This window comes from Mycobacterium sp. Root265 (assembly GCF_001428895.1).
Lineage (GTDB): Bacteria > Actinomycetota > Actinomycetes > Mycobacteriales > Mycobacteriaceae > Mycobacterium.
Genome location: NZ_LMJA01000031.1, coordinates 576,799 through 602,895, shown reverse-complemented (window position 1 = coordinate 602,895; position 26,097 = coordinate 576,799). Strand labels below are relative to the sequence as shown.

Sequence of the window (26,097 nt, the reverse complement as noted above, 5' to 3'; positions counted from 1 at the left end):
GTGGGTGGGTCATGGTGTTCTCAGTGGACTGTCGTGTGGCGCTGCGCGTGACCGCCGATGGGCCAGAGACTCCACGGCGCCCAAGGCGAGGCCGACGAGGGCAGTGGTGGCTCCGGCCGTGGCCAGCAGCACCCAGCCGGAGCGGATGGACGCGAACTCCGTGGGGGCGCTCGCGATGTGCGTCCCGACCACGGTGACGATCAGCGCGATGCCCAGTACCGAGCCGACCTGCCGGGCGGTGTTGATCAGCGACGAACCCGAACCCCAGCGTGGTGCCGGCAGCGCGGACCCCACGACCGAAGACAGGGTCGGCAGGATCAGCCCGACTCCCAGGCCGGTCAGCAGCTGGCCGGGCAACAGGCCGCCTAGATAGTTCTCCGATGGCCCGAGCCGCCACAGCCACCACAGCGCACCGGCCGTGAAGCTCAGGGCGCCCAGCGTGGCGGCGGCTCCGATTCCCAGCCGTGCCGTCAGGCGATTCGCCTGTCGGGCGACGACGACAACGACGGCCGGGCCTGCCGCAAGGCCGAGACCGGCGGCCTGAGCCGACCAGCCCCAGGTGGAGGTGAGATACAGCACGTTGACCAGGAGCATCCCGGCGAATCCGCACGAGAAGGCCAGCATCATGACGGTGGCCAGCGCGAACTCGGGGACACGCAGCACTGCGAGATCCAGCGCGGGCACCGGATGGCGGCGCGAGCGGATCACCACCGCGGTCATGCCCACCAGCGAAACGGCGAGTGAAGTGACGACCAGCGTTGCGCCCCAGCCCCGCTCGGGCACTTCGACCAACGCGAAGGCCAGCGCACCGACTCCGAGCACCAGGAAAGCAGCGCCGAGCAGATCGGGTCGTCCGATCGCCGTGATGTCGGATTCGCGGAGGACACGAGCCGCGGCCACCATGGTGAGGATGCCGATGGGAACGTTGACCAGGAACACCCATTGCCAGCCCGCGGCGACGAGCAGTCCGCCCAGCGGCGGACCGAGAGCGGCAGCGACCGCTCCCACCGACGCCCAGGTGCCGACCGCTTTGGCGCGCCGTTCGGCGGGCCAGGCGTTGAGCAGCAACGACAATGAGGTCGGTGTGATCAGGGCCGCCCCGACACCTTGGACGGTCCTGGCGGCCACCAGCGCCCACAGGTGGGGCGCGAGCGCGCAGGCCGCGGACGCGACGGTGAAGATCGCCAGTCCGATCAGGAAGATCCGTCGGTGGCCGTAGCGGTCGGCGAGGCGGCCGGCCAGCGCCAGTACCGCGGCGAAGACGACGGTATAGCTGTTCAGCACCCAGGACATCTGGCCGAAGTCGGCGTCCGGGAAGTCAGCGCTGATGGCGGGGAAGGCGATGTTGACGATGAACAGATCGAGCGTCGCCAGGAAGGCCGCCGATGAGGTGATCACCAGGACGGCGCCCGGCCGGGTGTTGGCGGAGGTGGTCATGTCGTGGCCTCGACGTCAACCGCGTTGCGGGAGAAGGCCGGTTGCGAACAGATCCGACACGTACTTCTCGATCAGTTGTCGCGACAGGTGTGGAATGTCGTCGGCGCCTTCGATGTTCTGCTGCTGCACGGCGTGCCGGAACACCTCCGCGGGCGCGAGCGCACCCAGCACCGGCCGCTCCGGTCGGCTGTAGGCCGTCAGCAACGGAAGCACCGAATGCTGTCGTTGTGCGTCTGGGAGGGCACGCAGCGCGGTGTCGAATCGGTTGAGCCAGTCACCGTAATCGTCTACCCGGTTGATGGCGTGTCCGGCGTCGATCATCCAGTCCACGAACACGTCCAGGGACACACCGTCGTCGTGCGGGTTCATCACGTCGTAGGACCGGAAACCGGGACCGGCCGCGGTGGCGAGCGCGGTGATCGCTTCGGCAACGAAGTCCACGGGCAGACCGTCGTAGTGCGAACGGGCACGCTGCCCCGAAGGGCCCGTCTCGTAGAAGGATCGGGGTGCCAGACCGGTGACCAGCAGGCTGTAGACCAGGCGGGTGAACATGTCGGGGACGTTGAGCTGACCGGCGTAGCGGCGGTGGGCCAGGATCATTCCCGAACGGAACACCGACACCGGCAGACCGCACAGGTCGTGGGCCTCGCGCAGCAATACCTCGCCGGCCCACTTGCTGTTGCCGTATCCGTTGGCGTAGGAGTCGTCGATCGGTCGCACCGGGCTGATCTCGCGGATGTCACCGTCCTCCTCGAAGCGTCCGGGCTCGACGGTCATCGCGACCGACACCGTGGACAGGTAGCTGACGGGTTTGAGCCGCGTGCTGAGTGCCAGCCGGATCACCTCGGCCGTTCCATTGACGTTGGGGCCGAACAGTTGTCGGTACGGCAGCATGTGGTTGACCAGGGCGGCCGGATGGACGATGAGGTCGACCCGCTGAGCAAGGCCGTCCCAGACGTGTGGGTCGAGGCCGAACAGTGGCTCGCTGATGTCGCCGGCGATGACCTCAAGATGAGCGGCGGCCAGCGTCCGGAAATGCTCGAGCAGTCCGGCGTCGCCGCTGTCGAAGACGTCCTCCAGACGTGCCCGGGCGGAGTCGTCGTCGGCGCCGCGCAGCAGGCAGATCAGTGTTCCACCGGTCTCTGAGAGCCGCTGCAGCCACTCCAGCGCCAGGAATCTACCCAGATAACCGTTGGCGCCGGTCAAAAGAACGACGCCGGGTGCGCAGTCCTCGGGTGGCGGCATCGTACCGGCCTCCGCCAGAAGGGGTTTCGGCAGGAACTTGTCGAGAGTGAGATCGGTGGCGTGTATCGAGCCGGTGCTCGATCCGTGCACACTGGCCGCCGTTGGGGCGGACGGCCCGTCCCCGGCCTCCCTCGTGAGGTAGTCCGCAATGTCGCCCAGAGTCGTTGTCGGCCCGGTCAGTACTCCCACGGGAGTCTCCACGGCGAACAGTTCGTACAGCAGGTTCGAGAAGGTCAGCGCCGACAGCGAGTCGCCGCCCAGGTCCAGGAAGCGATCACCGGGGGTGACTTCTGCGACGGGTGTGCCGAGCAGTGCGGCGGCCGCCTGCACGACGACGTCGACGGTCGGTTGGTGGCGCGCCGCGTCCCGCAGCGCCCGCACCTCGTCTGCCCGGGAGGCATCCAGCTGCTCGTACATCTGCTCGAGCTCGGCTGCGTACCGCTCCTTGAGCTTCGGGCGCAGCAGCTTTCCCACTCCGGAGAGCAGCCCGTTGTCGGAGGTGAACGGCTCGGCGTCGAGCAGGAAGTCGACCGGCAGCTCGTAGGATTGTAGATCGGCCTCGCGGGCCGTCTTGGAGAGTCCGGCCCGCACGGCCGCCTTCAGTTCGGCGTTGGCCCCGCCGTAGGTGGCCAACGCATCGTCGGTGGGGACGACGACGGCAAGCAGGCCGGGGCGCTCGCTGTTGCCGTAGATGAAGATCTGCCGGATCAGTGGGGCGCCGGCGTAAATGGCTTCCAGATTGGCCACTGCGACGAACTCACCCTGGGACAGTTTGATGACATTGTTGCGGCGGTCGACATAGGCCAGCCGATCCGGTGCGATCTCGGCCACGACATCGCCGGTGCGGTAATAGCCGTCGGCGTCGAAGACCTCGGCGGTGAGCTCGGGACGCTTGTAGTAACCGGACATGGCGGCGGCGCTCTTGACCAGCAGCTCGCCCCGAGGGTGGGGTTTGTCGGTGCTGAAATAGCCCAGCTCCGGGACGTCGATCAGCTTGTAGTCGATGACCAGCGGCCGCACCACGTAACCGTCGGTGGTGACCGCGCCGATCTCGGTCAACCCGTAGGTGTCCACCAGGTCGGCCTGCAGAGTCGATTCCAGGAACGATCGCATGTCCGCGGCCAGCGGGGCAGTACTGACGAACCCACCGAGAACCCGTCCGCCGAGCAGCTTTTCGCGGATCTCGGTCTTGGCGTGCTGTTCGGCGACGTCAGGGTCGGCGCCGCCCGCCAGCAGTCGATCCCTGATCTGTTGGTAGCGCTGGTAGAGCATGTCCACGACACGGGGAACAAGGCCCAGGTCGGTGGGTCGCGCCAGCGCCCAATCCTCGAACAGTGTCGTCAGGTCGCTCTCGGCGACGAAGTAGCTGGTGCCGCCGGTCTGGAACGACGCCGACAGCGGCAGCCGTCCTCCGAGGTGGTTGAGCGGCATGAAGTTGACGTTGATCACCGCCGACTCGGTCGATTTCGTGGGAATCGTCCACAGCGTGGCGACCATCCGCTCGGTCCACATGGCACCTTTAGGGGTGCCGGTGCTGCCGGAGGTGTAGAGGATCATCGCCAGCCGGTCGTCGGATCCATCGGTGTAGATCGGGGCCTCGGGGGCATTCTTGCCCCGCGCGATGAGCTCAGGCAGGGTTTCGATGATGACGTCCATCCCCGCGGCCGAGAATGTGTCCCGGGCGTGCTGCAGGCTTTCGGCGTGCTGCACATCATCGGCGCGGTAATCCATGACGACCATCCGTGACAACTCGCGCACTCCGAGCGCCGACTCCACGGCCAGGTCGAGATAGGCCGCACCGGCCGCGAGTACCCGCGGCCTGGTCTCGTCGAGGATGGGCGTCAGCCGAGATGCCGTGGCGTTGTGCTGCAGCGGTATCGACACCAGCCCCAGGTAGCCGCACACCAAGTCGATCGTGAGGTAGTCGGCACTGGAGAAACCGATGGCCGCCACGAAATCACCCGGCCGGATGGGATCACGGTGGTCGTGGTGCCACGCGCCGGCGACGGCGCGGACATCGGACCAGAGCTCGCCGTAGGACACGGTGGTGAACGCGGGGAGTAATCGGGTGGCGCTGCTACCGGCGGCTTCGTTGCGGACCGTCTCGCGGTCCCTGGTGCCCAATGCCGGACGATCGGAGTATCCCTGGGCCAGGGTCTGAAGTACCTGCGACAACCGCAACCCGGGGCGACGCGCTGCGCCGAGCACATCGGGACGCGGAACGGCCGCCTGCAGTTGTGGGTCGGCGTCGACCGCGGTTGCGGTCGGTGTTCCAGCGGTCACGCGATCTCCTGTGCTCGAGCCACACCCTCTGGCTGTGCCTTTGTCTAGTCAGACCCTAGGCGTCTGACTTTACTGAAGGCAAGTCAGCTGGCACCATGGCCGTTATGACCTCCATGACACTCACCGGCCGGCTCACCGACCGTGATGCCTGGTCGGCGGACGGTTGCTCCGTTGCGGCGGCGCTGGACGTCGTCGGGCGACGCGCCAGCCTGTTGCTGTTGCGGGAGGCGTTTTACGGCGCGCACCGGTTCGAGGAGTTCTCCCGGCGGGCCAAGCTCAGCGAGAAGATCACCGCCACCCGGCTGAGGGAGCTCGTGGAGGAGGGGCTGCTGGAGAAGCGGCCGTACCACGAACCCGGCCAGCGCGGCCGCGAGGAGTATTACCTCACCGAGAAGGGCGAGGACTTCGGGCCTGCGCTGCTGGCCTTGATGCGCTGGGGTGACCGCTGGGTCCGCGCCGATGGAGGACGAGTCAAGCTGACACACGCGGAGTGCGGCGCGCCGATCGATGTCGAAATTCGCTGTGGCGCAGGTCATTCGGTATCGGCGTCGGACATCGAGGCCGGTCCGGCCTAGAGTTCGAGGACCAGCCGGTCACCACGTGCGCGGGAGACGCAGATCATCATCGTGTCACCGGCCTCGCGTTCGGTGGCGTTGAGAATCGAGTCGCGGTGATCGACCGAGCCGGACAACACTGTTGTCTCGCAGGTGCCGCAGACGCCCTCTTCGCATGAGGACATCATCGGCACTCCCGCGTCTTCGACGGCATCGAGGATGGATATGTCCGCGTGCACCGTCACCGTCTCGCCGGATAGGGAGAGTTCGACTTCGAATGTGCGGTCGGTATCGGTGCCCTGGCTTGTCTTCGGCGCGAAGCGCTCCAGGTGTAGTGCCCCTTCCGGCCAGTTCGCGCTGGCGGATTCGACGGCGTCGAGCAGGGGTTCCGGACCGCAGCAGTACACCGCAGTCCGCTTCTTCGGGCGCCCGAGCAGCGACGTGAGATCCAGGCGTCCGTACTCATCGGCCGGACGTATCTGGACCCGCTTGCCGTAGGTGCGCTGCAGTCCCTCGCGGAACGCCATCGACGCTCGGGTGCGACCCGCGTAGACCAGGCGCCAGTCGGCGCGCTGTGCGTGGGCGGCAGCGATCATCGGGAGTATCGGGGTGATCCCGATCCCACCGGCGATGAACAGGTAGCGCCTCGCTCTGACGAACTCGAAGTTGTTGCGTGGCCCGCGAATATGGATCTGCTGGCCTTCGACCAGTTCGTCGTGCACATGGCGCGATCCGCCACGGCTGTCGGGCGACCGCAGCACCGAGACCTGCAGGCTGGATCGATCTGCGGGGTCCCCGCACAGCGAGTACTGCCTGACCAGCCCCTCGTCCAGCACGAGGTCGATGTGGGCGCCCGGCTGCCACGTGGGTGCCGGTCGACCGTGCGGATCGCGCAAGGTCAGCATGACGACATCGTCTGCGACCACTGACTTGCTCTGCACCACGAGGTCGTGCTCGGTGTCGACGAAGAACATGTTCATGTCCGGCTCTCCTTGTCCGCGGTGGTCGATGTGGGAACGGCTGCGCGCGCACTCAGGTGGGGAAGCAGCGCGCGAAAGTGCGCAGGAGCAGGGGTGAACCCTTGATCGTGATGCGGCGGCGCACCAGCGCCCAGGGCAGGGACGCTTGTTTGTTCAGGAAACGGATCCAGGTGTCCGAGTCGGCGGTGACGTGGATGTCGGGCGCACCGTGGTGCCCCTCGGCGACATCGAGTTCTCGGTCCCCGATCGTCACCGTGATCTTGCGCGGCTCGGACCCGGTGAAGGTGAAGTGGTAGCGCGCCGATACGCCTTTCGCCTGCTCGCGCTGAAAGATGATCGGCAGGCCTTCGACCAGACCGTCGATGCTCGTGGCCCGCAACGTCTGACCGACATGACGCACCGTCTTGTGTGGATAGCGTTTCGTCACGAACTCTTCGGCGTCGGATCCTTCGATGACGTACACGGGTTCTTCTTTGGCTTGTAAGGGGCGTACCACGTCGGTGAGGTGCTTCTTGCGGTCATCGAGCCAGGGCCCCAGGACGTCCTCGCCGGCGGGGCACACCGACATGCAGTAGGCGGCCTTGTAGTTGGCGCCGAAGGACAAGCTCTGCCACATGGACGCCGACTCGTTGGCGGTGACCTTCGAACGGAAGTCGGTGGAATCCTTGCTGTCGGCGACGTCCTCGATGAAGTCGGTGAAGCCGCCCATGAACTCGCGGTAGTTGTGGCTGTAGCAGGCCGAGAAGTCGAAGTGTCCGTCGGCGGCGATCGCTCCGGTGGGGCAGGCGGTGACGCAGAGTTTGCATTCCAGGCACGGGTTGTAGGTGATCGGTGCGGAATAGTCGCTGACCTCCGCGTCGATGAGCACGGTGCCGAGCAGGATGAAGTTCCCGAAGGTGGGGTGAATGACGTTGCGGTGAATCCCCATCTTTCCCAGGCCCGCCGCCACCGCCACCGGCTTGTGGCTGACGACCCATGTTTTGCGGGGAAAGTTGTTCATTTCCATGGGGAATCCCATGGAGGGGTTGATCGCGCGGACACCCATCGCTTCCAGCTTGCTCGCCACGGTGCGGCCGACATCGTCGCAGTGGTCGCCGGTGTGGTGGAACTCGAGGTTGGCCACCGAGCGCGCCGGGGTGCGAATGCTCTCCCGGTTCATGCGACAGACATAGCTGATCAGCACTTTGACACCCGGGAGTGCCGCGTTGAGATCCGGTCGTTGATCCGCGATTTCTGGGCGATCGATGTGTACGAAACCCACGTCGTCGGCGCCTGCGTCCAGACACAGTTGACGCAGCCAGGACTCGTCGAGCGGTTGGGCGGGGATTCTGGCCTGATCGCGCTGCCGCACCGCGATCACATTCGGATGGTCTTCGAGCTTGTTGGGTTTGGCCATAAGGCCTCCTTCGTCGTCAACAGTGATGATCCACAGTAGAGACAAGAAAATCAAGTAACATGACTAAAAACATGTCCAAATGGATGATGTCGGCAACCGGATAGATGCGACTTACCCACATAGGCTGACGAGCGTATGATCGGCCCGTGTCCGCGCCGAAGACCTACCGCCAGAATTGTCCTGTAGCACTGGGTTTGGATGTCCTCGGCGAACGATGGACGCTACTCATCTTGCGCGAGTTGATGGGTGGGCCGCGGCGTTACAGTGATCTGCGCGCCGAGCTTGCGGGCATCGCCACCAATCTGCTGGCGGACAGGCTGCGCGCGCTGGAGGAAGCGGGCCTGGTCTCGCGTATCGACCTGCCTGCACCGATCGCGCGGACGGTGTACGCGCTCAGTGACCTCGGCTGGCAAAAGACCGTCCCCGTGGTGAAGGCCATCGCCGAGTTCGGGATGGATCAGGTCGACCTCGATCACCCGCAGCGGACACCGCTGAGCGGATTCCTCACCGGCCTGCTCCTGGGCTTCGACCCGGATGGCGCCGGCGACCTGCGCGCGTCCTACCGCATCGACATCGACGACCGCGTCTTCGAGTTCTCGGTGGACCATAGACGTCTGGCGGCCGCGGACGGTGCTCCCGACGTCGTGGTGACGGCGAGTGCCGACGACCTGGTGATGGCCCGGCTTGCGTCGACCGCCCCGCGACGCAGGGCGGCAGTCAGGCGCGTGCGATGTGAGGGAGGCGAGGAGGCCGTGGCGGCACTACGCGAGGCCTTCCCCCAGCTGTCGGTGTGAGAGCGCAAACCCCTGCCCATCCCGACGCCCCCGTGCTAGATTGTCCCGCACGGGACTAATTGGTCCACGGATGCGGCAGATCGGGGTTACACACTGTGGGCACGCTTGAAGCACGAGACTCCTATCGCGTGATCCAATGGGCGACAGGCAATGTCGGCAAGGCGGCGATCCGGCACTTCGCCGGAAACCCGTTTTTCGACCTCGCCGGTGTCCTTGTCTTCGACGCCGGCAAAGTTGGCATGGATGCCGGCGAGATCGCCGGCATCGGCCCCATCGGTGTGCCGACCACCGATGACATCGACGCAATCATGGGACTCGATGCTGATTGTGTGCTCTACGCCCCGATCTGGCTGGACGTCGAGGCTGTGTGCCGGCTGTTGCGATCGGGCAAGAATGTCGTGTCGACCAGCGGGCCGTTCTATCGAACCGAGTTCACCGGTGACGATTTCGACCGCATCGAGGCGGCCTGCTCGGAAGGCAACGCATCCTTTCACGGTGGCGGCGTCCATCCGGGGTTCGCGGGCGATCTCCTCGCGCTGACGCTTGCGCGGCTGTCGAGCAGTATCAGCACGATCCACGTGTACGAGGTCGTCGACTTCGGTACCGACCCCTCCAAGTACCTCCTACTGATGGGTATGGGACAGAAGCCGGCCGAGTTCGCCTCGGCGACTTCGCTGCTGGCCGCATCGACCCCGTACTTCGCGCAGAGCATGGCGGAGATCGTGGAGGGTCTCGGCAAGCAGATCGATCAGATCACGCACGAGGTGGCAGTTTCAGAAGCGACCGAGGACGTCGCCTACTCCGGCGACCAGGGCACCGACATGCCGGAGATGTCGGGCACCATCCGAAAGGGCACCGTCGCCGCGCAGCACCACCAGTGGACCGCGTTCGTGGACGGCGAACCACTGGTCGTCTTCCACGCTATGTACACGATGGGTGACCGTGTCGTGGGGCCGGACTTCCAGTTCGGCGCGACCCGCTACCGGTTGGTGATCGAGGGCGAACCGCCCACGGAACTGACGCTTGAGGGCGGTGTCGCGGCCGATGGCAGCCGCACCCACCCGGGCTATGTATGGACGGCGATGGACGCCGCGAACACCATTCCGGCTGTGGTGCAGGCCAAAGCCGGAGTGCTCACGGACTTCGATCTGGGCGTGGTGCAGCCCAAGGGGCTAGTCCGCGGCGACAAGTAGCGCTTCGAGGCCACCGACCAGGATGCGCAGGGCAAGGTCAAAGTCACGATCCGGCAAACGGTTTCGCTGAGTTCCGGTCACCTCGCGCAGCAGGGGAAACTCTGTCACCGGCAGATTGCTCAACGCATCAGCCACCTCGGGCACCTGCGGATGCTCGCGGACGTCGGCGGAGATGATGGCGTTGCGTGCCGCCGAGAAGGCGATGTCACCGACGAAGGTGAGGATTCCGCCGGCAGTGTCCAGGTCGAACCCCGCTTGCACCAAGGCGTGGAGCACGCGCTCTGCCAGCGCCAAACTTGCCGGTCCTCCTGGTCCGCTGAGCCGATAGTGGGTTTGTACCGACCCGCTGCGGACAATGCCATCGCGGATTGCGGTCGCGTAGATGGCGAGTAGATCCTGCCAACGGATCCCTTCGGGGACCTCGACACGATTGAGCTCTGCGTCGAACAGGTCTGCCACCACCAACTCCAGCAACCCGTCCTTGTCGCCGACATACCGGTGCAGGGCCTTGCGGTCCACACCCAACGCGTCGGCCACCGCCTGCATGGTCAGCGCGCGTGGCGGTAGACGACGCGCGGCGGCCAGGATCAGTTCCCGGTTGATCCGCGCGGGACGGCCCGGCCGACGACCGCGGTCCGCGTCGTCGGCCGGTTCACCCTCGCGTTCGTGCCGTGTCACCGTGCTCAAGATAGTCGGCGTCAGGCGCGACAGGGTTCAGACTGTTACCGCGTGCCCCTCGAGTGGTTCGTACACGAACGCATTGCGCCCGGCCTGGTCGAAGATCACGGTGAAGAACCCGTCTACCAGTTCCCGCCACGGTGAGCGCTGCACATGCCTCAGCGGCAACACGATTGCCGTTGCGGTGCCGGCGCCGGTCACGATCGGGATGCTCTGATGGGGCGAGCCGTAGACACCGCTCGTCGTACCGGCGAACAGGTCGTTGACCCAGCCCACCGAGATCTCGGTGGCGGCAGCGACATTCTCCGGGGCGGAATAGCCGGCGATCAGGTACTGGGCGTTCTGGATGAACGGGTTTCCGCCCTGCAGGTGATCGATGTGCAGACCGCCCGTCAGGCCGACACCGGTGAAGCGGTCCGGGCGCGCGGCCGTCAACTTGTCCGCCATGTCGCCGTTTCGGCTCCAGAAGTAGCGGTCCGAGGACATCAGATAGATCGGCACATCGTGGAGGCCGGTCAGCTTGGACAGCGCGTCGCTGACCGCGTGCGAACCGGCCGGCTCTACACCGTCAAGCATCACCACGCCGACCAGGTCGTCGACCGCGCCGTTGTCGGCGAGGTGGCCGGCGACGGCGGTCACCAGCGTTCCGCCCGCCGAGTGCCCCACCAAGGCGAATTTCTGCGGCAACGTCACCGTTGCGCCGAACGCGGCAGAGGCGCTCTGGTTCAGGGCAGTTCGGTCACCGGCGAACAGATCGGCCACGGCGCGATGCATGGGCCCGCCACCCACCCACTCGGCGGCGGGATCAAGGAAGTTCGATGACAGCGAGGGCACCACGACGACGCTGTTGGTGCGCTCGGCGAGATTCGCTGCGGTGTAGCTGTACATCGATCCGCTGGCCAGGAATCCGTGTTGCAGATAGATCAGCCGGGTGGCGGTATCGGCGTCCTCAGGGAAGTACCAGTTGGCTTCGACGGCCTTCCCGCCACCGAGCGGCAGCGTCAGTGTCGAGGTCCGTACGGTCACGGTGCTGCCCGCAGGCAACATGGGTGGGCCGTCGAGCAGATGCACGAGGGCCGACAACATCTTGAGCACCACGGTCCCGACGGCGTTGATCAGCGAGGGCGGCCTGCGCAGGTGCGGCCGGTCGGTGGTCGTGGCCGCCGGCAACGGGGCCACCGCGGTGGTGGTGTGCGGCGAGGGCCGGGACGGGTGGGCCTCGGCCGGCACGGCAGGGGAGTCCTCGTCGGCTCCGATGGCCGGCGGGACCTCCGGGCTGTTGGATGAATCTGTCTGAATGGCAATGACATTGCCTGGCTGCGCGATGCGCGCGTGGCCCGGCGCGGTGACCGATGCGAGATGACCACCCGTGCGCCGAAGGACCCCCTGGGAACGCAGCGATTCCCGCGCGCGCACACGGTCCGACGGCGCCTTGGGCGCGGTGCGCGGCGGTGTCACGACGGACGGTTCGTCCGTGGTGTCGGGTTCTTTGGCGGCGATGGGATCCTCCGAGGGCTCATCGGCGGTTTCGGATGCCTCGGTACTGCCACGGTCGCCGGGTTCTCCGCCGGCCGACGCGGTCTGTCCGGCGTCCGGTGCAGCCCCGGCTTCGGGCGGAGCCAGCAGCAGGGCGGAGATCACCGCCGCCGAGATCCATCCAGCGCCCACGATCGCCGTCGTCCGATAGGTCATGGCATCCCCCGTCGCCTCCGCAGTAAATAGACATATGCGGGCTAAAGTCTATATATACGCGGTGGCGATGTTTCGGACAAGCCCCGGTCTCGACTGGCGTGCCGACCGCTGGGAGGCCGTCTGCGGCATAATGACGTCTTCCCGATGAGTCACCGACGGTGGCCGAGTGCAGCGACGCCAGGACGGACCTGTGGCAACCAACCCTCCCCGGCGCCCCCGCGGCAGACCCGTTGGGGGCGGCAATACCGCAGAGCAGGCAAAGACCGTCCTCATGGACGCCGCCGAGCGGTCGATACTCTCTCGCGGATTTCAGGCGTCGACCATGGAGATCATCGCGCGCGAGGCGGGATATTCGCGGGCGGCCATGTACCAACAGTTCCCGAATCGCCGCGTGCTCCTGGAAGCGTTGGTGCAGCGGGCGACGCAGCGTCATCAGGCCAAGATCGTGCAGCGGCTACCCGAAAATGCGGATTTGGCAACTGTTCTCGTGGAGAGTTTGGTGATCGTCGCCTCCGAGCTGATCAACGATCCACTGTTACGGACCATCTCGGAACAAACCGATGAAGGGTCGGTTGCGCACCTGATCGCCAACGACGTCAGCCTGCCGCAACTCGTCGACGAACTGGTCAGCCTGATGGCGGGCGACAGCGCGGGCCCGGTCTTTCGTCCCGGACTCGAACCGGCCGATATCGGCAAGTTCATCATCGCGACGGCGCTGGCGATGTTGCTCGGCGCCACCCCCGGCACCGACGACCCGGACACGGCCCGCCGTTACCTCCGGACGTTCTTCTTACCCGCCATCTTGCGCGACCCGCCGGATCCGACATCGGTGTTCGAGGTACCGCAGCCTCCCGAGTGATCCGCAGCGTTGGCACTCAACCAGCCGGCGGCACCTGACGTCCGATACCGACGGTGATGCGCGGCGCGGCGGCCGGATCGAGCCATCGGAGCAACGTGCGCATCTGCTCGCGTTCGATGGCGACACAACCCCAGGTCGGTTCGCCATCGGTGACGTGCACGAAGATGCCCGCCGAACGGCCGGGGATCCGCTGCGGATTGTGGTCGACGAGAACGGCGTAGTCGTAGATCTCGCCGGAGTGGCCGAGGTTCTCGGCGTCCTCGGAAGGCTTGGCCTGCGACCGCACGAGGGTGTTGTAGGTGGGGGAGTCCACGTCCTCGTCCCACCAATCCCAGCCGTTCACCTGCGTATAGGGCATGGCGGTCCCGGGATCGGGCTCGCGCCCGAAGGACATGCCGAGCGGGAAAGTGCCGACCGGAGTGCGGAAGACATCGTCCTGGGCCTCGCCCACGCCGAGTTCACCGAGATCGGCGTGGGTGGGTCCGAGGACGGTGCGCCATTCGGTTCCGGTCCGTTCGTAGGCGGTGAGGGTGCCGATGGCCGAATCGGCCTGCGGTGCCTCCACGATGATGAGCTGTTCGCGCAGTGGCTCGGCTCCTGCCGCAGTCGGGGTGAGGGCGCCGAGAAGGACGGCGGCCGATCCCGCGAGGACACGCATGAGCGTGATGGACATCCGCGTAGGTCCTTCCGGTGGGCGCCTCAACAGTAATGGGGATCCGGCCGGTTAGTTTTGAACCCATGCCGGATTCACGTGCGGTGCACGAAGCTGATCGCTGGTTTCTGCGGCGCGGACTCCCGTCGGCCGTGCCGAGGCGCGCCCGGTGGCGGGAGATTGTGCCCCGGTCGGCACCCGCTCTTGTCGGGTGGGCGGCACTCATGGTGTTGAGCCTCGTGGCGACGGTGGCGTCGGGCGATGAAGACATCGATATCGACGCCGATCCGTCACCGTCGCAATGGCTGGCCTTGGCTGTACTTGCGAGCCTTCCGGTAGCAACGGCGCTGGCGGGCTATAGCGCCTCGCGGCTGCCCGCCGGGCGGGGCCGGTGGTGCATTTCGGTGGTCGCCATCGCGGTCGGGGTGGCGTCGGACTGGTACGGAGACGACGGGTTGGACGCCGGCTCCGACACCTTCACCAACCTGGTGATCGTGGCGCTCATCCTGGTCGCGACCGGGACCGGCGTGGGCTCGATCCTCGGATGGTCCGCACGCGTGACGCTGACTCAGCTGCGGTCGGCAGGGCGCCTCATGGTTCGCGCCCTTCCGGTGGTGTTGTTGACGGTCCTGGTGTTCTTCAACACCCTCGTCTGGACTATCGCCACTGACTTGGACGCGCTTCGAATGAGCCTGCTCGTAGGATTCTTGGCGCTGATCGCGGCGGCCTTCCTGGTCTCGGGAATCCTCGACGCGCTGGACGCCGTAACGGCCGCGCCGACGACGGAGCGCACGATGGCCGGTCTTGCAGCAACACCGTTCGCCGACCTGGCAGAGCGCGCCGAGCCGCCGCCGCTGAGGTTCAGTGAGCGACTGAATCTGGCTCTCGTGGTGATTATTTCGCAGATCACACAGATGCTGCTGCTCGCTGCCGTCACCGGGGCGGTGTTCTTCACGATGGGCCTGATCGTGCTGAACCCCGCGGTGTCGGACAAGCTCACCAATGGTGCTCCGGCCCAGAGTGTCTGGTTCGACTTCACCCTGCCCGTATCCGTCGCGCACCTACACGTCACGGCACTGCTGAGCGCATTGACCTTCATGTATGTCAGCGTGCGCGCCGTCGGCGATGGTGAGTACCGTAAGGAGTTCCTCGACCCGCTGCTGGCCGAGATGGAACTCGCGCTGGCTGCCCGCCACCGGTATCACGCAGCCGTCAGGTGATCGAACGCCCCGGACTCTGCTGCGTTCGGATCACGGTGAGAAGCAGCCGGCGGAGCGCCGGTTCGTCGTCCCCGATCGCAGCGATCAGGGCGGGGTCGTTCTGCTCGCGGTCGAGCAACGCCTCATACACCCGGACACCGGCTGATGTGCCCGTGACCGATTTGCGTCGTTCATCGCGCGGATCGGTCTGGCGGCTGACGTACCCCAGGCGTTCGAGCCGTTCGATGGTGCGACTGGCGGTCTGATCGGTCACCCGGCAGGCCTGGGCGATCTCGCGCTGGGTGGCCGGACCGGACGCCACCACATGCAGGACGACCAACCCCGCACTGGACAGGTCGTACTCGCGCAGGACGTGCTCCCAGGACTGCTCAACGAGCCGGGCCGCCATCGAGAGCAGCCGGCCCGTGGGCCATCGGTCCACGCCATCCATCGGCGATGCTCCTTCGTTCGGCAGGTACGCCATTTGCAATTTACTCAGCAGGCTGAACAATATAGGAGAGCACCGACCGCAGAATGGATGCCGATGACCTCCGAGACCACGACCACAGGCCGACCCCAACACTTTCCCGCACTTGTCGTCTCGCTGCTCGCCGTCGCCCTGGTCGCCACTCTGGGCGGACTCGCATCTGCCGACGCCGCGTCCGATTACGGAAAGCTGACCCAACCCGATTGGGCCCCAACGTCGTTCCTGTTCGGCCCGGTGTGGACCGCCCTGTACGTGCTGATGGCGGTAGCGGCCTGGCTGGTCTGGCGGGCGGGCCCGCAGTGGAGCAACCCGGCGATCATCGCCTACGGCGTGCAACTCGTGCTGAACCTGGTCTGGTCACCGTTGTTCTTCGGACTCGGTTGGCGCGGCCTGGCACTGGTCGACATCGTCCTTCTCGATATCGCCGTCGTCGTCGCGATCGCGCTGTTCTGGAAGGTCAACCGGGTGGCCGCAGCGATGCTGATTCCCTACCTCGGGTGGGTGCTTTTTGCGACGGCACTGAACTACGCGGTGTGGTCGCTGAACACCTGAGAGGCGCGGAGGCGGCGGGTCACCAGGAAGAGCACCGCACCGACCACGAGCAGGATGGCCGCGAACAGCCAGACCTTCGCGGACTGCTGGGTCAACAGCAGCAGGCATGACGCCACGCCCAGTACCGGCACGGCGGTCCACACCCGAAAGTGCGGATGGTCGACGGTGTCACGCCGCAACACCAGGACCGCGACGTTGGTCGAGATGAACACGAACAACAGCAGCAAGACCACCGTCTCGGCCAGCGTCGACAGGTCACCGACGAGGGTGAGCAGCATCGCCACCACGGTCGTACTCACGATCGCGACCCACGGTGTGCGGCGTTGCGGCAGAACATAACTCAACTGCCGTGGCAGGAGGCCGTGCTCTGCCATGCCGAAGGCCAGCCGGCTGGACATGATCATGGTGAGCAGCGCGCCGTTGGCCACCGCCACCAGGGCGATGGCGCTGAACGCCCACGCGGGCACACCAAGACCGGACGCCGAGACGACGTCGAGCAGTGGACCGCTGGACTGGGACAATTCATCGGGGGACAGCACCGCGGCACTCGCGAGGCCGACAAGAACGTAGATGACGCCTGCGGTGATCAGCGACGCGAACAGTGCCCTGGGGTAGATCTTGCTCGGATTGCGGATCTCCTCAACGACATTGGCCGAGGTCTCGAAACCCACGAACGAGTAGTAGGCGATGATCGCACCGCCCAGGATGGCCAGCGCCGGGGTCGAGTCCGCGGGGAACTCGACCACCCGTCCGATGTCGCCGCCGCCCCGGCCGACCATCACCGCACCCGCGACGATCACGATAAGCAGGCCGGTCAACTCGATGACGGTCAGCACCACATTGCTTTTCATCGATTCGCTGATCCCGCGGGCGTTGAGCGCAGCCACGAGCCCGAGAAACACGATGGCGGCCGGCACCGCCGGTACATCGATGAATGTGGCGAGGTAGTCGCCGGCGAAGGCCAGGGCCAGTCCCGCCGCGCTGGTCACACCGGCAGCCAGCATGCAGAACCCCACCAGGAACGACACCAGCGGACGCCGAAAAGCACGCTCCGCGAAGACCGCCGCGCCACCGGCCTTCGGGTACTTGGTCACCAGTTCGGCGTACGACCCCGCCGTCAGCAGTGCCAGCAGTAGCGCCGCCAGCAGCGGCGCCCACAACGCGCCGCCGACCTCACCGGCCAATACACCCATCAACGCGTAGATCCCCGCGCCCAGCACATCGCCGAGGATGAAAAGAAAGAGCAGCGGACCGGTGATCTTGCGTGCGAGCTTGCCCTCGGGCGGCGCGCCCTCCGGTGCCTGCGCTACTGCCTCCGACGTCATACCTGCCTCCGTGCCGACCGATGCGGTGATGAGGCGGTGTACCCCGCGACGACCGATTGCACGCCGACCGCGAGCCGAATATTCGATTTTCCCGACCACCGTGTCGCGCCTACCCTGGGTAGCCGCACTAACCAAAGTGCAGACACCCAGGGAGAGTGCGTGAGTATCCGAACATCCGCCCAGCCGAAGGCACCGCCGAGCGCAGGCGTCATCATCGCTCTGCTGGTGTTCTCCGCATTCGTGATGATCCTCAACGAGACGATCATGAGCGTCGCGCTGCCGGTGCTGATCGTCGATCTGGAGATCGCCGCCCGCACCGCGCAATGGCTGACCAGTGGCTTCCTGCTGACCATGGCCGTGGTGATCCCGATGTCGGGTTCGCTGTTGCAGCGCTTCCCGGTGCGGGCAATCTTCGTGGCCTCGATGTCACTGTTCTGTGCGGGCACCCTGGTCTCCGCCCTGGCCCCGGGTTTTGCCGTGCTGCTGGGCGGCCGCATCGTGCAGGCCTGCGGCACCGCAGTCATGGTGCCGCTGCTGATGACGACGGTGATGAAGCTGATCCCCGCCGAACGCCGGGGTCAGACCATGGGCACGATCTCGATCGTCATCGCTGTCGCGCCGGCGGTGGGGCCCACCCTGTCCGGATTCATTCTGGGTTCGTTGAACTGGCGCTGGATGTTCTGGATCGTGCTGCCCATCGCCTTGCTCGGGCTGCTCGCCGGATGGGTGTGGCTCCGTGTCCCCGACGAGCGGGAACAGCCCACCCGGATCGACCCCGTCTCGGTGCCCCTGTCGGCGTTCGCGTTCGCGGGCTTGGTGTTCGGGCTCTCGGAACTGGGTGCGTCCGGCCAGGGCGGTCAGGCCGTACCGGCGTGGGTCCCGCTGTCTGCCAGCGCGGTCGCGATGGTGCTGTTCGGCGCGCGACAACTGCAGTTGCAACGCGACGACCGCGCGTTCCTCGATCTGCGACCGTTCACGTACCGGCGGTTCTCGGTGTCGGTGGGTTTGGTGGTCATCGGGTTCACCGGGCTGTTCGGCGCGATCATCATGGTGCCGCTCTACGTGCAGGACGTGCTGGGCGAGAGCGCACTGGTGGCCGGCCTCACCAGCCTGCCGGGAGGTCTGCTGATGGGACTGGCGGGGCCGTTGGTCGGGCGGGTGTACGACCGGCACGGTGCCCGACGGCTTGTCGTGCCCGGTTCGGTCATGCTGTTCCTGTCGCTGTGCGGGTTCGCGATGCTGTCGGCCGCCACCCCGATCTGGGAACTCGTTGTGCTGCAGACGATCATGATGGTGGGCCTGTCGATGATGTTCACCCCGCTGATGACCGACGCGCTCAGCGCACTGCCCGATCGGCTGTACTCCCACGGCAGCGCCATCATGACGACGCTGCAACAGGTCGCCGGCGCGGCGGGTACCGCGTTGTTCGTCACGGTGATGGCCAAGGCGTCCGTCTCGGGGGGCGCACCGGACATGCCCGGCGTGCATGCCGCCTTCGTTACCGCGGCCCTGATCGGCGCAGTCGCGGTTGTGCTGGCGTTCTTCACCGCATCGAGGCCGCTGCCGGCCGGTGGGACGCCGACGCACTAACGCTGCATTCAGGCCAAAAGTCGGTCGTCGTCCTGCGCCTTCTGGGCGGCGGCATCCAGACGGGCCCGGATGTGATCCCACTGCAGTCGCACCTCGGTGCCGGTGGTCGTCGAGTCGACCGCGGTGCGGTCCGCGAGGGCACGCATCAACATCGTGCCGCGGCCCCGACCGGGATTCGGCGCCATCGAGGGATCCTTCACGTGCCAGCGACCCTCGTCGGTGACCCACACGGTCAACGTGGCCAGCTCCGGATCGTGCTCGGCGCGGACATGCATCGGCCCGGGCTTCGGCGAGTTCAGATAGGCGTGTTCGGCGGCGTTGGCCAGTGCTTCGTTGACGGCGAGCACGATGTCGCTGGTCTTCTCCGCGTCCAACGTCAGACTCTGCGCGAGCCAGGCGGCGATGTCATCGCGGATCTGCACGGCATGCGTCATCGTGGCCCCGACTCCGGTTCGGGAGAAGGCCGCGCGCTGCTTTGCTCGATCTTCCATGACACGAGCACATTACCCAGTTTGCGCGACGTTCATTCGTGATGCAGCTAACAACGTCGTAAGGCGTGCTCACCGTGACGGGGCGCATGATGGATCGATGGCAACTGATTCTCTGAGCGAGGACGTCATCGAATTTCTGTCGGCGGGCACCCGGACCGGGAAGCTCGGCTACGTCGCCGCCGACGGCCGCCCCTTGATCGCCCCGGTCTGGTTCCTGGTGGAGGACGGCCGTCTGGTGTTCAACACCGGAGCAGACACCGCCAAAGGTCTTGCTCTGCAACGTGATCCCCGCGTGGTGCTGCTCGTCGACGATGAGCACCCGCCGTTTTCCTTCGTGCAGGTGCAGGGCGTCGCCGAGCTCAGCGAGGACGACCCGGATCTGCGTGGCACCGCCACCCGGATCGCGGCGCGCTACATGGGGGAGCAGCGTGCCGACGAGTACGGTGCGCGCAACGGCGTCCCCGGCGAGCTGGTCGTGCGCATCACGCCACGCAAGGTCATCGCTGCATTCGACGTCGCCGACTGACCGAGGATCGGTAACTCTCTGTAGCGTTGGTCGGGCGGACGTTTCCGTGAAGGACATAACGGCAATACCAACGGCGGCGGGGCAGCGGCTGCGCGAGACCTGGGAGGAGTCAGATGTCGTCACACGCGGCTGAGCCGTCGCAATCTGCCGCCAAGTCGTCGGAGTCCGGCTCCGAAGACCAGGCCAACGAGCCTGCGGAGATCACCTTCGACGAGCACCTGCATCCGGCGCGCCCGAAGGTCCTGCGTTTCCGTCCCCGAGTGCGCACCCCGTTCGTGCGGCGCTCGCTCGCCCAGGACGGTCCGCCGACCGGCGAGAACGAGGCCTACGTGTCGTGGCTGCTGTCGCAGTCGATGCTCGCCGACGCCAACGAGATCAGCCAGCAGTTCTCCGGGCAGGGCTCGATGTGGCAGAACCCGTTCGCCCGGCCCAACCCCCGAACCGCGGTGGAGACCGCGTCGGTGTGGTTCACCGCCTACCCGCTGTCGCTGATCACCCGGTCCGACGAGTCGTTCCTCAAGGCAATGGCCGATGAAACACTGTGGAAGGCCTTTGCGGAGATCGGCATCCAAGCCGTGCACACCGGCCCGGTGAAACGGGCCGGCGGCATCTCGGGCTGGCAACTGACCCCCAGCGTCGACGGTCACTTCGACCGGATCAGCACTCAGATCGACCCCGCCTTCGGATCCGAGGAAGAGTTCCGCCAGATGTGCGGTACCGCCAACTGGTACGGCGGCACGATCATCGATGACATCGTGCCCGGCCACACCGGCAAGGGCGCGGACTTCCGGCTGGCCGAGATGAAGTACGCGGACTACCCGGGCATCTACCACATGGTCGATATCGATCCCCGGGACTGGGAGCATCTGCCCGACGTCCCCGACGGCGCGGACTCGGTGAATTGCGATGCCGCGACAGAGGATTGGCTCGACAAGGCCGGCTACATCATCGGCCGCCTGCAGCGCGTCATCTTCTATGCCGAGGGCATCAAGGAAACGAACTGGAGCGTGACCCGCCCGATCGTCGGTGTCGACGGTGTCGAACGGCGCTGGGTCTATCTGCACTACTTCAAGGATGGCCAGCCGTCGATCAACTGGCTCGATCCCAGCTTCGCCGGCATGCGACTGGTGATCGGCGATGCCCTGCATTCGCTGTCGGATCTCGGTACGGGCGGGCTGCGCCTGGACGCCAACGGATTCCTGGGCGCCGAGAAGTCCTCCGAGGACGACGTCGGCTGGTCGGAGGGCCACCCGCTGTCCCAAGCGGCCAACCAATTCATCGGCAGCATGGTGCGCAAGTTGGGCGGGTTCACCTTCCAGGAACTGAACCTCACCATCGACGACATCCGCGAGAACAGCATCGCCGGCCCCGACCTGTCCTATGACTTCATCAACAGGCCCGCCTATCAGCACGCGCTGGCCACCGCCGACACCGAGTTCCTCCGGCTGACGCTGCGCACCACGCTGGAAACGGAGATCGATCCGGCCTCGCTGGTGCACGCCATGCAGAACCACGACGAGCTGACCTACGAGCTCGTGCACTGGTCAGCCGGTCACCGCGACGACATCTACCTGTACAAGGGTCACGAGGTCACCGGCGAGGAACTCGGGCACAGCGTGCGCACCGATCTGATCGAAGCGCTCACCGGCCCCAGCGCCCCGTACAACCTGGTGTTCACCACCAACGGCATCGCCTGCACCACGGCGACCGTCATCGCCGCGACGCTGGGTATCTCCGACCTCGACCAGATCACCGATATCGACCCGATCCGGCGGGCACATTTGCTGCTCGCGATGTTCAACGCGCTGCAGCCAGGCGTGTTCGCACTGTCCGGTTGGGACCTGTGCGGCATGCTCACACTCCCGCCCGATGACGTCAGTGAACTGCTCCGTGGCGGCGACACCCGCTGGATCCACCGCGCCGCGCACGACCTCATGGGTGTGAACCCCGAGGCCTCCCACTCCAGCGCCGGGATGCCGCGCGGTAAGAGTCTGTACGGGTCCATCCCGGATCAGCTGGCCAACGAGGCCAGCTTCCTGCGTCAGCTTCAGGCGATTCTCGCCGTGCGAACGCATTACGGCATCGCGACCAGTACCCAGGTGGACATTCCGGAGGTGTCGCACCGCGGCATGCTGGTCATGGTTCACCAACTGGCCGACCCGCACCAGCTGCAACTGACGGTGCTCAACTTTGCCAACGCCGACATTGCCGGCACGGTGCGTTCCGAATTCCTGCCGCCCGACGCGGTCGTCTCGGACATGTTCAGCGGCAAAGAGATCGCGCACGTCGACGATCTGCACAGCTTCGCGGTGGAGATGCCGGCGCACCACGGGATGTCGCTGCTGGTCGAGCGCCTAGCCGTCGAAGATCCTGCCGACTGAACGGACCGATCAGGGCAGTGCGTCGTCCATCGGCGGGCCGTTGAGATTGGCGACATCGCGGTGCACCACGGTGGTGGCGACGTTGTCCCCGCCGCGCGTCACACCGATGATGGACACTTCGTCATTGACGGTGAAGTTCTCTGTGGTGCCACCCATTTGGCTCCCGGCGGCGGTGATCCCGTGCGTCTGATCATCCACGCGGTAGGTGCGCGCGACACCGTCGGGGCCCTGCGCGGTGAGTGAATCCGGTGAGATCGCGATCAGCCGCCCCTCCTGGGTGACGGGCTGAGTGACGGCCACCGGTGCGGGTTCGGGACTCGGTGCCGCGACAGCGGAGTCCGCCACATGCATGATCAGTGCCGTCACGAGGGCGGCGAATGCGACCGTGAATGAGATCGACAGGCTGATCGCAGTGGTGTGCGGAGTCCTGCGTGCGTGCTTGCCGGGTCCTGTACCCATGTCCGATGACCTCTCGTCTTGGTTGAGGCACGATTACCCGGCGACTCGCTCCGAATAAACGCGCAGGTACCGGGTAGTCCGAGGCCATGGCAAAAATCGGATACTTCCTTTCTTGTGAGCAGTTCACCCCCAAGGAACTTGTTGACCAGGCCAAACGCGCCGAGGACGCGGGATTCGATGCGCTGTGGATCTCGGATCACTTCCATCCATGGAACGACGAACAAGGCCAGAGTCCATTCGTTTGGGGCGTGATCGGCGCGCTCTCGGAGGCCACGTCGTTGACGGTGTCGACGGCCGTGACCTGTCCGACGGTGCGCATCCATCCGGCGATCATTGCCCAGGCCGCTGCGACGGCCGCGGTGCAGCTGGATGGCAAGTTCGTGCTGGGAGTGGGCAGCGGCGAGGCCCTCAACGAACACATCCTCGGTGACCCCTGGCCGTCGGTGGGTGTCCGCCAGGAAATGCTGGAGGAATCCGTCGAGGTGATCAGGCTGCTGCTGGGCGGCGACGAGGTGAGCCACCACGGCGTGCACTACGACGTGCAGGAGGCCCGCATCTACACCCGGCCCGAGAAGCCGGTCCCGATCTATGTCTCGGGATTCGGGCCGCAGGCCGCCGAGCTCGCCGGCCGGATCGGGGACGGGTATGTACTGGTCACCCCGGAAGCCGACCTGGTGAAGACGTTCCGGTCATCCGGTGGCGGCGACAAGCCGGTGCAGGCAGGCACCAAGGTCTGCTGGGACACCGATGCCGACACCGCGGTCGACACCGCGCACCGGATCTGGGGTAACCAAGCGCTTCCCGGCCAGTCCGCTCAGATATTGCCGCGGCCAAAGGATTTCGCCGCTCTACAACAACTCGTCCCCAAGCAGGACATCGCGGATTCGGTGGCATGCGGTCCGGACGCCGACAAGCACGCGGCCCAGGTCCGCCAGTATCTCGATGCCGACGTCGACGAGGTGTACGTGTCGCAGATCGGCCCGGATATGGCGGGGTTCTTCGCCGCGTGGCAGCGTGATGTGCTGCCGCAGTTGCGTCAGTAGGCACGAACCGCACCCACTACGCGTGCCTCACCGTGTTCCCGCCACTCCTCTTGGCCGCGTACATGGCGGTGTCGGCGTCCGCGAAAAGTTGTCCCACCAGTGCGTCACCGTCGGGATTGTGCTGGGATCCCAGGTCGACACTCGCCACGCCGATGCTGGCGGTCACGCCATCGGGCATATCGGCGATCGCGCCGCACAATCCCTGCGCCAACGGCAGGGCCGAGGCCGGCGTGGTGAGCGCGATCAGGAATTCCTCACCGCCGGCGCGGCACAGCGCGGCCGGGGCCGGGCAACGTTCCCGCAGCAGATCGGCGACCGCCCGGATGACGCGATCGCCTTCGGCATGTCCGAAAGTGTCGTTGATGCGTTTGAAGTCGTCGATATCGGCCAGGATGACCGCCAGTTGTGTTGCGCCCCTGCCGGGTTCGCTGAGCATGCGCTGCAGCGCGTGCGAGAAGCTGCGGCGGTTGAGCAGTCCGGTCAAGCCGTCGGTCTCCGCCCGGGTCGCGTACGTCCCCATGGCCAGCGACATTCCGCGGATCGCGACAGGCACGCAGAGGTTGAGGAACCAGACGATCCAGAACGCGGCGAAGGCGGTCGCCAGATCGGTCTCGTCGGCCAGTCGCGACGCAGCGAATGCCGCGCCGGTCACCGCAAGAACCACGTTGAACAGCAGGCTGCGCGGATTGTGGAAGAAGGCGAAGTAGCCGCCGGTGACGGCCAGTGTGGCAACGGCCAGTGCGGCGACCCCCGCCGAGGGTTGGATGGCGCTCCACACGACGATGAACACGGCTCCGACCAGGCCGGTGGCCTCCGACTGCCACCGGGTCGGCCACCGGTAGAGCCAGGATGCCGTCATCGCGAGGGTGAACACCGCCGAGGCGGCGCTCACGGCGATGGCGGGGATGGACAGATCGTCCCGGGTGGCCAGATAGGAGATCGGAACCAGCGACGACGACGAGGCGACCAGCGCCATGATCAGCTGCGCCGGCCGCAGCAACCGTCGCTGCTTCAGGAATGTGGTCATGGACTCGAACTGGTCGGGTGTATTCAGCCAGTTAAGAGCCCTGCACGGCGTTCGAATCGGAGCCCCCCGGCAAGTTTCATGCGAATCGCAGCAATCTAGTGGCACTTACATTACAAGTGTATTGTGCGCCGGGATAGCGCGAATCTGTATTTCCGGGGCGCCATCGCCTCGCGGACGGCGCTACGCGGCCTGCGCCACTGCGGCGATATGGGTGGCGACCGCACGGGCGACGACCGCGGTGGCGGGGTCACTGTCGGGCTCGTAGCGGTCGGCGGCAGCGTCGTAGCGCGCCCCGGCTATCGAGCCGTGGTCGGCGGCCACCTCGACGATCTCGACGGGCCAGTCCAAGGCCCGTAGACCGGTGGCGAACTCGGTGGCAGCCGAGGCGGGCACCACCTCGTCACCATCGCCGATGAGCAAGCTGAATGGCGTGCGCACCGCCCTATCGGGGACCTCGCGCAGGGCCGGGCCACCGGAGATCGGATCATTCACCATGAACGCGCCACCAAGGCAGACGGTATGCGCGACAGGAACATTGAACTCCCGCGCGCGTAACGTCAGCCCGGCCGCGGCGACTCCGCCCAGCGACCAGCCCACGAGGACGAGATCGGCGCCCGCGGACCGGGTGCGCGCGAACCGCACCGAATTCAGTAGGTCCGCACGCCCGCCGTCGGCGGCGTGGGAATCCCAATCCGGGGCGATCACCCCTACCCCGTGCTCGGCGATGGCCTCGGCCAGTACCCGGACCGCGGCGCGGGAGTCGGTCTGCGTGCCGTGCCACAACAGCACGCACGGCCGTGATGGCTCCCCGAACAGATCGGCCCAGCGCCCGGGGGCGTACTCGACGGTGTCCACCATGGTCACGGCGAATGCGGGGTCGGGCTCTGCGTCGACTCCCACTTCGCTTCGAGTGACCGCTTCACCGGCTCACCGGCCGCTATCTGAAGCTGGAACGTCTCGCCGTCATCGCCCTCAAAGGTGACCAGGTAACCCGATTCGGACTCCTCCTTGTGGACCACTTTGTACGCGTGCTCGCCGGCGCCACGATCGAGAGCGACGATGTCGCCGGGGGCCACCGCATCGATGCGACCGTCAACAGAAGATTCAGCCATGACTGGTCGGTAGCCATATCGGCGCTGCTGCAAACACATTACTGGTCGAGGATGGGTCCCAATCTTGATAGATGAGGCGTACCGTCGTAAGTGCCGAGGGTGAATGGTTGCTTCTGTACCCGGAGTTGAGGTGGCGCGTCGG

The 26,097-nt window shown here is 66.2% G+C and carries 24 protein-coding genes; 10 read left to right on the top strand and 14 right to left on the bottom strand.

Translation table 11 applies throughout. From position 1 onward, the window contains the following. Nucleotides 1-9 precede the first annotated feature (9 nt). Entirely contained in the window at nt 10-1,437 is a 1,428-nt protein-coding gene (locus tag ASE48_RS28720) for a DHA2 family efflux MFS transporter permease subunit (protein ID WP_057170541.1), read from the bottom strand. A gap of 15 nt (nt 1,438-1,452) precedes the next feature. Next, entirely contained in the window at nt 1,453-4,965 is a 3,513-nt protein-coding gene (car, locus tag ASE48_RS28715) for a carboxylic acid reductase (protein ID WP_057170540.1), read from the bottom strand. 104 nt (nt 4,966-5,069) lie between these two features. Here car and ASE48_RS28710 point away from each other — a divergent pair, with 104 nt between their 5' ends. Then, nucleotides 5,070-5,540 (top strand): winged helix-turn-helix transcriptional regulator, encoded by a 471-nt coding sequence (locus tag ASE48_RS28710; RefSeq protein ID WP_057170539.1) that lies wholly within the window; start codon nt 5,070-5,072, stop codon nt 5,538-5,540. Here ASE48_RS28710 and ASE48_RS28705 read toward each other — a convergent pair. Both ASE48_RS28705 and ASE48_RS28700 read right to left on the bottom strand, forming a co-directional pair. Continuing rightward, nucleotides 5,537-6,493 carry a PDR/VanB family oxidoreductase gene (locus ASE48_RS28705; protein WP_200962295.1) on the bottom strand — a complete coding sequence of 319 codons (957 nt, stop codon included), beginning with the start codon at nt 6,491-6,493 and terminating at the stop codon, nt 5,537-5,539. The two genes, ASE48_RS28710 and ASE48_RS28705, sit on opposite strands and share 4 nt — an antisense overlap. A 58-nt stretch (nt 6,494-6,551) precedes the next feature. Next, nucleotides 6,552-7,895, bottom strand: a complete 1,344-nt coding sequence (locus ASE48_RS28700; RefSeq protein WP_057170537.1) for an SCP2 sterol-binding domain-containing protein — start codon at nt 7,893-7,895, stop codon at nt 6,552-6,554. 146 nt (nt 7,896-8,041) lie between these two features. Between ASE48_RS28700 and ASE48_RS28695 the strand changes: the two genes are divergently transcribed. Continuing rightward, nucleotides 8,042-8,689, top strand: coding sequence for a winged helix-turn-helix transcriptional regulator (locus ASE48_RS28695; protein WP_057170536.1), 648 nt, complete (start codon nt 8,042-8,044; stop codon nt 8,687-8,689). A gap of 128 nt (nt 8,690-8,817) precedes the next feature. Beyond that, on the top strand, nt 8,818-9,882 hold the full coding sequence (locus ASE48_RS28690) for an NAD(P)H-dependent amine dehydrogenase family protein (RefSeq protein ID WP_235571633.1): 1,065 nt from the start codon (nt 8,818-8,820) through the stop codon (nt 9,880-9,882). Here ASE48_RS28690 and ASE48_RS28685 read toward each other — a convergent pair. Then, a complete protein-coding gene (locus tag ASE48_RS28685) occupies nt 9,862-10,560 on the bottom strand; it encodes a TetR/AcrR family transcriptional regulator (protein ID WP_057170534.1) in 699 nt (232 codons plus the stop codon). The two genes, ASE48_RS28690 and ASE48_RS28685, sit on opposite strands and share 21 nt — an antisense overlap. Nucleotides 10,561-10,596: 36 nt before the next feature. Next, nucleotides 10,597-12,252, bottom strand: coding sequence for an alpha/beta fold hydrolase (locus ASE48_RS28680; protein ID WP_057170533.1), 1,656 nt, complete (start codon nt 12,250-12,252; stop codon nt 10,597-10,599). 271 nt (nt 12,253-12,523) lie between these two features. Here ASE48_RS28680 and ASE48_RS28675 point away from each other — a divergent pair, with 271 nt between their 5' ends. After that, nucleotides 12,524-13,111 (top strand): TetR/AcrR family transcriptional regulator, encoded by a 588-nt coding sequence (locus ASE48_RS28675; protein ID WP_082614476.1) that lies wholly within the window; start codon nt 12,524-12,526, stop codon nt 13,109-13,111. Between the two features lie 16 nt (nt 13,112-13,127). Here the strand turns inward: ASE48_RS28675 and ASE48_RS28670 are convergent, their stop codons facing one another. After that, nucleotides 13,128-13,784 carry a L,D-transpeptidase family protein gene (locus ASE48_RS28670; RefSeq protein ID WP_057170531.1) on the bottom strand — a complete coding sequence of 219 codons (657 nt, stop codon included), beginning with the start codon at nt 13,782-13,784 and terminating at the stop codon, nt 13,128-13,130. Nucleotides 13,785-14,002: 218 nt separating this feature from the next. On the opposite strand from ASE48_RS28670, the gene ASE48_RS28665 reads away from it, so the two are divergent. After that, nucleotides 14,003-14,983, top strand: a complete 981-nt coding sequence (locus ASE48_RS28665; protein ID WP_156409407.1) for a hypothetical protein — start codon at nt 14,003-14,005, stop codon at nt 14,981-14,983. On the opposite strand, the gene ASE48_RS28660 is transcribed toward ASE48_RS28665, so the two are convergent. Next, a complete protein-coding gene (locus tag ASE48_RS28660) occupies nt 14,976-15,413 on the bottom strand; it encodes a MarR family winged helix-turn-helix transcriptional regulator (protein WP_057170738.1) in 438 nt (145 codons plus the stop codon). The two genes, ASE48_RS28665 and ASE48_RS28660, sit on opposite strands and share 8 nt — an antisense overlap. 93 nt (nt 15,414-15,506) lie before the next feature. Here ASE48_RS28660 and ASE48_RS28655 point away from each other — a divergent pair, with 93 nt between their 5' ends. Beyond that, nucleotides 15,507-16,001 carry a TspO/MBR family protein gene (locus ASE48_RS28655; RefSeq protein WP_057170737.1) on the top strand — a complete coding sequence of 165 codons (495 nt, stop codon included), beginning with the start codon at nt 15,507-15,509 and terminating at the stop codon, nt 15,999-16,001. Here ASE48_RS28655 and ASE48_RS28650 read toward each other — a convergent pair. Beyond that, nucleotides 15,974-17,326, bottom strand: a complete 1,353-nt coding sequence (locus tag ASE48_RS28650; RefSeq protein WP_057170529.1) for an APC family permease — start codon at nt 17,324-17,326, stop codon at nt 15,974-15,976. The genes ASE48_RS28655 and ASE48_RS28650 overlap by 28 nt on opposite strands. Nucleotides 17,327-17,491: 165 nt before the next feature. On the opposite strand from ASE48_RS28650, the gene ASE48_RS28645 reads away from it, so the two are divergent. Then, the gene (locus ASE48_RS28645) at nt 17,492-18,916 is read left to right on the top strand and encodes a DHA2 family efflux MFS transporter permease subunit (protein ID WP_082614514.1); all 1,425 of its coding nucleotides are present in this window, start codon (nt 17,492-17,494) and stop codon (nt 18,914-18,916) included. Between the two features lie 8 nt (nt 18,917-18,924). Here ASE48_RS28645 and ASE48_RS28640 read toward each other — a convergent pair whose 3' ends face one another. Then, nucleotides 18,925-19,407 (bottom strand): ATP-binding protein, encoded by a 483-nt coding sequence (locus tag ASE48_RS28640; protein WP_057170527.1) that lies wholly within the window; start codon nt 19,405-19,407, stop codon nt 18,925-18,927. A gap of 97 nt (nt 19,408-19,504) precedes the next feature. Between ASE48_RS28640 and ASE48_RS28635 the strand changes: the two genes are divergently transcribed. Both ASE48_RS28635 and treS read left to right on the top strand, forming a co-directional pair. Further along, nucleotides 19,505-19,933 (top strand): PPOX class F420-dependent oxidoreductase, encoded by a 429-nt coding sequence (locus ASE48_RS28635; protein WP_057170526.1) that lies wholly within the window; start codon nt 19,505-19,507, stop codon nt 19,931-19,933. Between the two features lie 113 nt (nt 19,934-20,046). After that, nucleotides 20,047-22,314, top strand: coding sequence for a maltose alpha-D-glucosyltransferase (gene treS, locus ASE48_RS28630; protein ID WP_057170525.1), 2,268 nt, complete (start codon nt 20,047-20,049; stop codon nt 22,312-22,314). Between the two features lie 9 nt (nt 22,315-22,323). On the opposite strand, the gene ASE48_RS28625 is transcribed toward treS, so the two are convergent. Then, nucleotides 22,324-22,773 (bottom strand): hypothetical protein, encoded by a 450-nt coding sequence (locus ASE48_RS28625; RefSeq protein ID WP_057170524.1) that lies wholly within the window; start codon nt 22,771-22,773, stop codon nt 22,324-22,326. A gap of 86 nt (nt 22,774-22,859) precedes the next feature. On the opposite strand from ASE48_RS28625, the gene ASE48_RS28620 reads away from it, so the two are divergent. After that, the gene (locus ASE48_RS28620; RefSeq protein ID WP_057170523.1) at nt 22,860-23,816 is read left to right on the top strand and encodes a TIGR03557 family F420-dependent LLM class oxidoreductase; all 957 of its coding nucleotides are present in this window, start codon (nt 22,860-22,862) and stop codon (nt 23,814-23,816) included. Between the two features lie 16 nt (nt 23,817-23,832). On the opposite strand, the gene ASE48_RS28615 is transcribed toward ASE48_RS28620, so the two are convergent. From ASE48_RS28615 to ASE48_RS28605, 3 genes are all read right to left on the bottom strand, one after another. Next, on the bottom strand, nt 23,833-24,843 hold the full coding sequence (locus ASE48_RS28615; RefSeq protein WP_057170522.1) for a GGDEF domain-containing protein: 1,011 nt from the start codon (nt 24,841-24,843) through the stop codon (nt 23,833-23,835). A 180-nt stretch (nt 24,844-25,023) separates the two neighbouring features. After that, nucleotides 25,024-25,698: an alpha/beta hydrolase gene (locus tag ASE48_RS28610; protein WP_057170736.1), complete on the bottom strand. Its 675-nt coding sequence runs from the start codon at nt 25,696-25,698 to the stop codon at nt 25,024-25,026. A gap of 5 nt (nt 25,699-25,703) precedes the next feature. Next, nucleotides 25,704-25,955 (bottom strand): hypothetical protein, encoded by a 252-nt coding sequence (locus ASE48_RS28605; protein WP_057170521.1) that lies wholly within the window; start codon nt 25,953-25,955, stop codon nt 25,704-25,706. Nucleotides 25,956-26,097 lie beyond the last annotated feature (142 nt).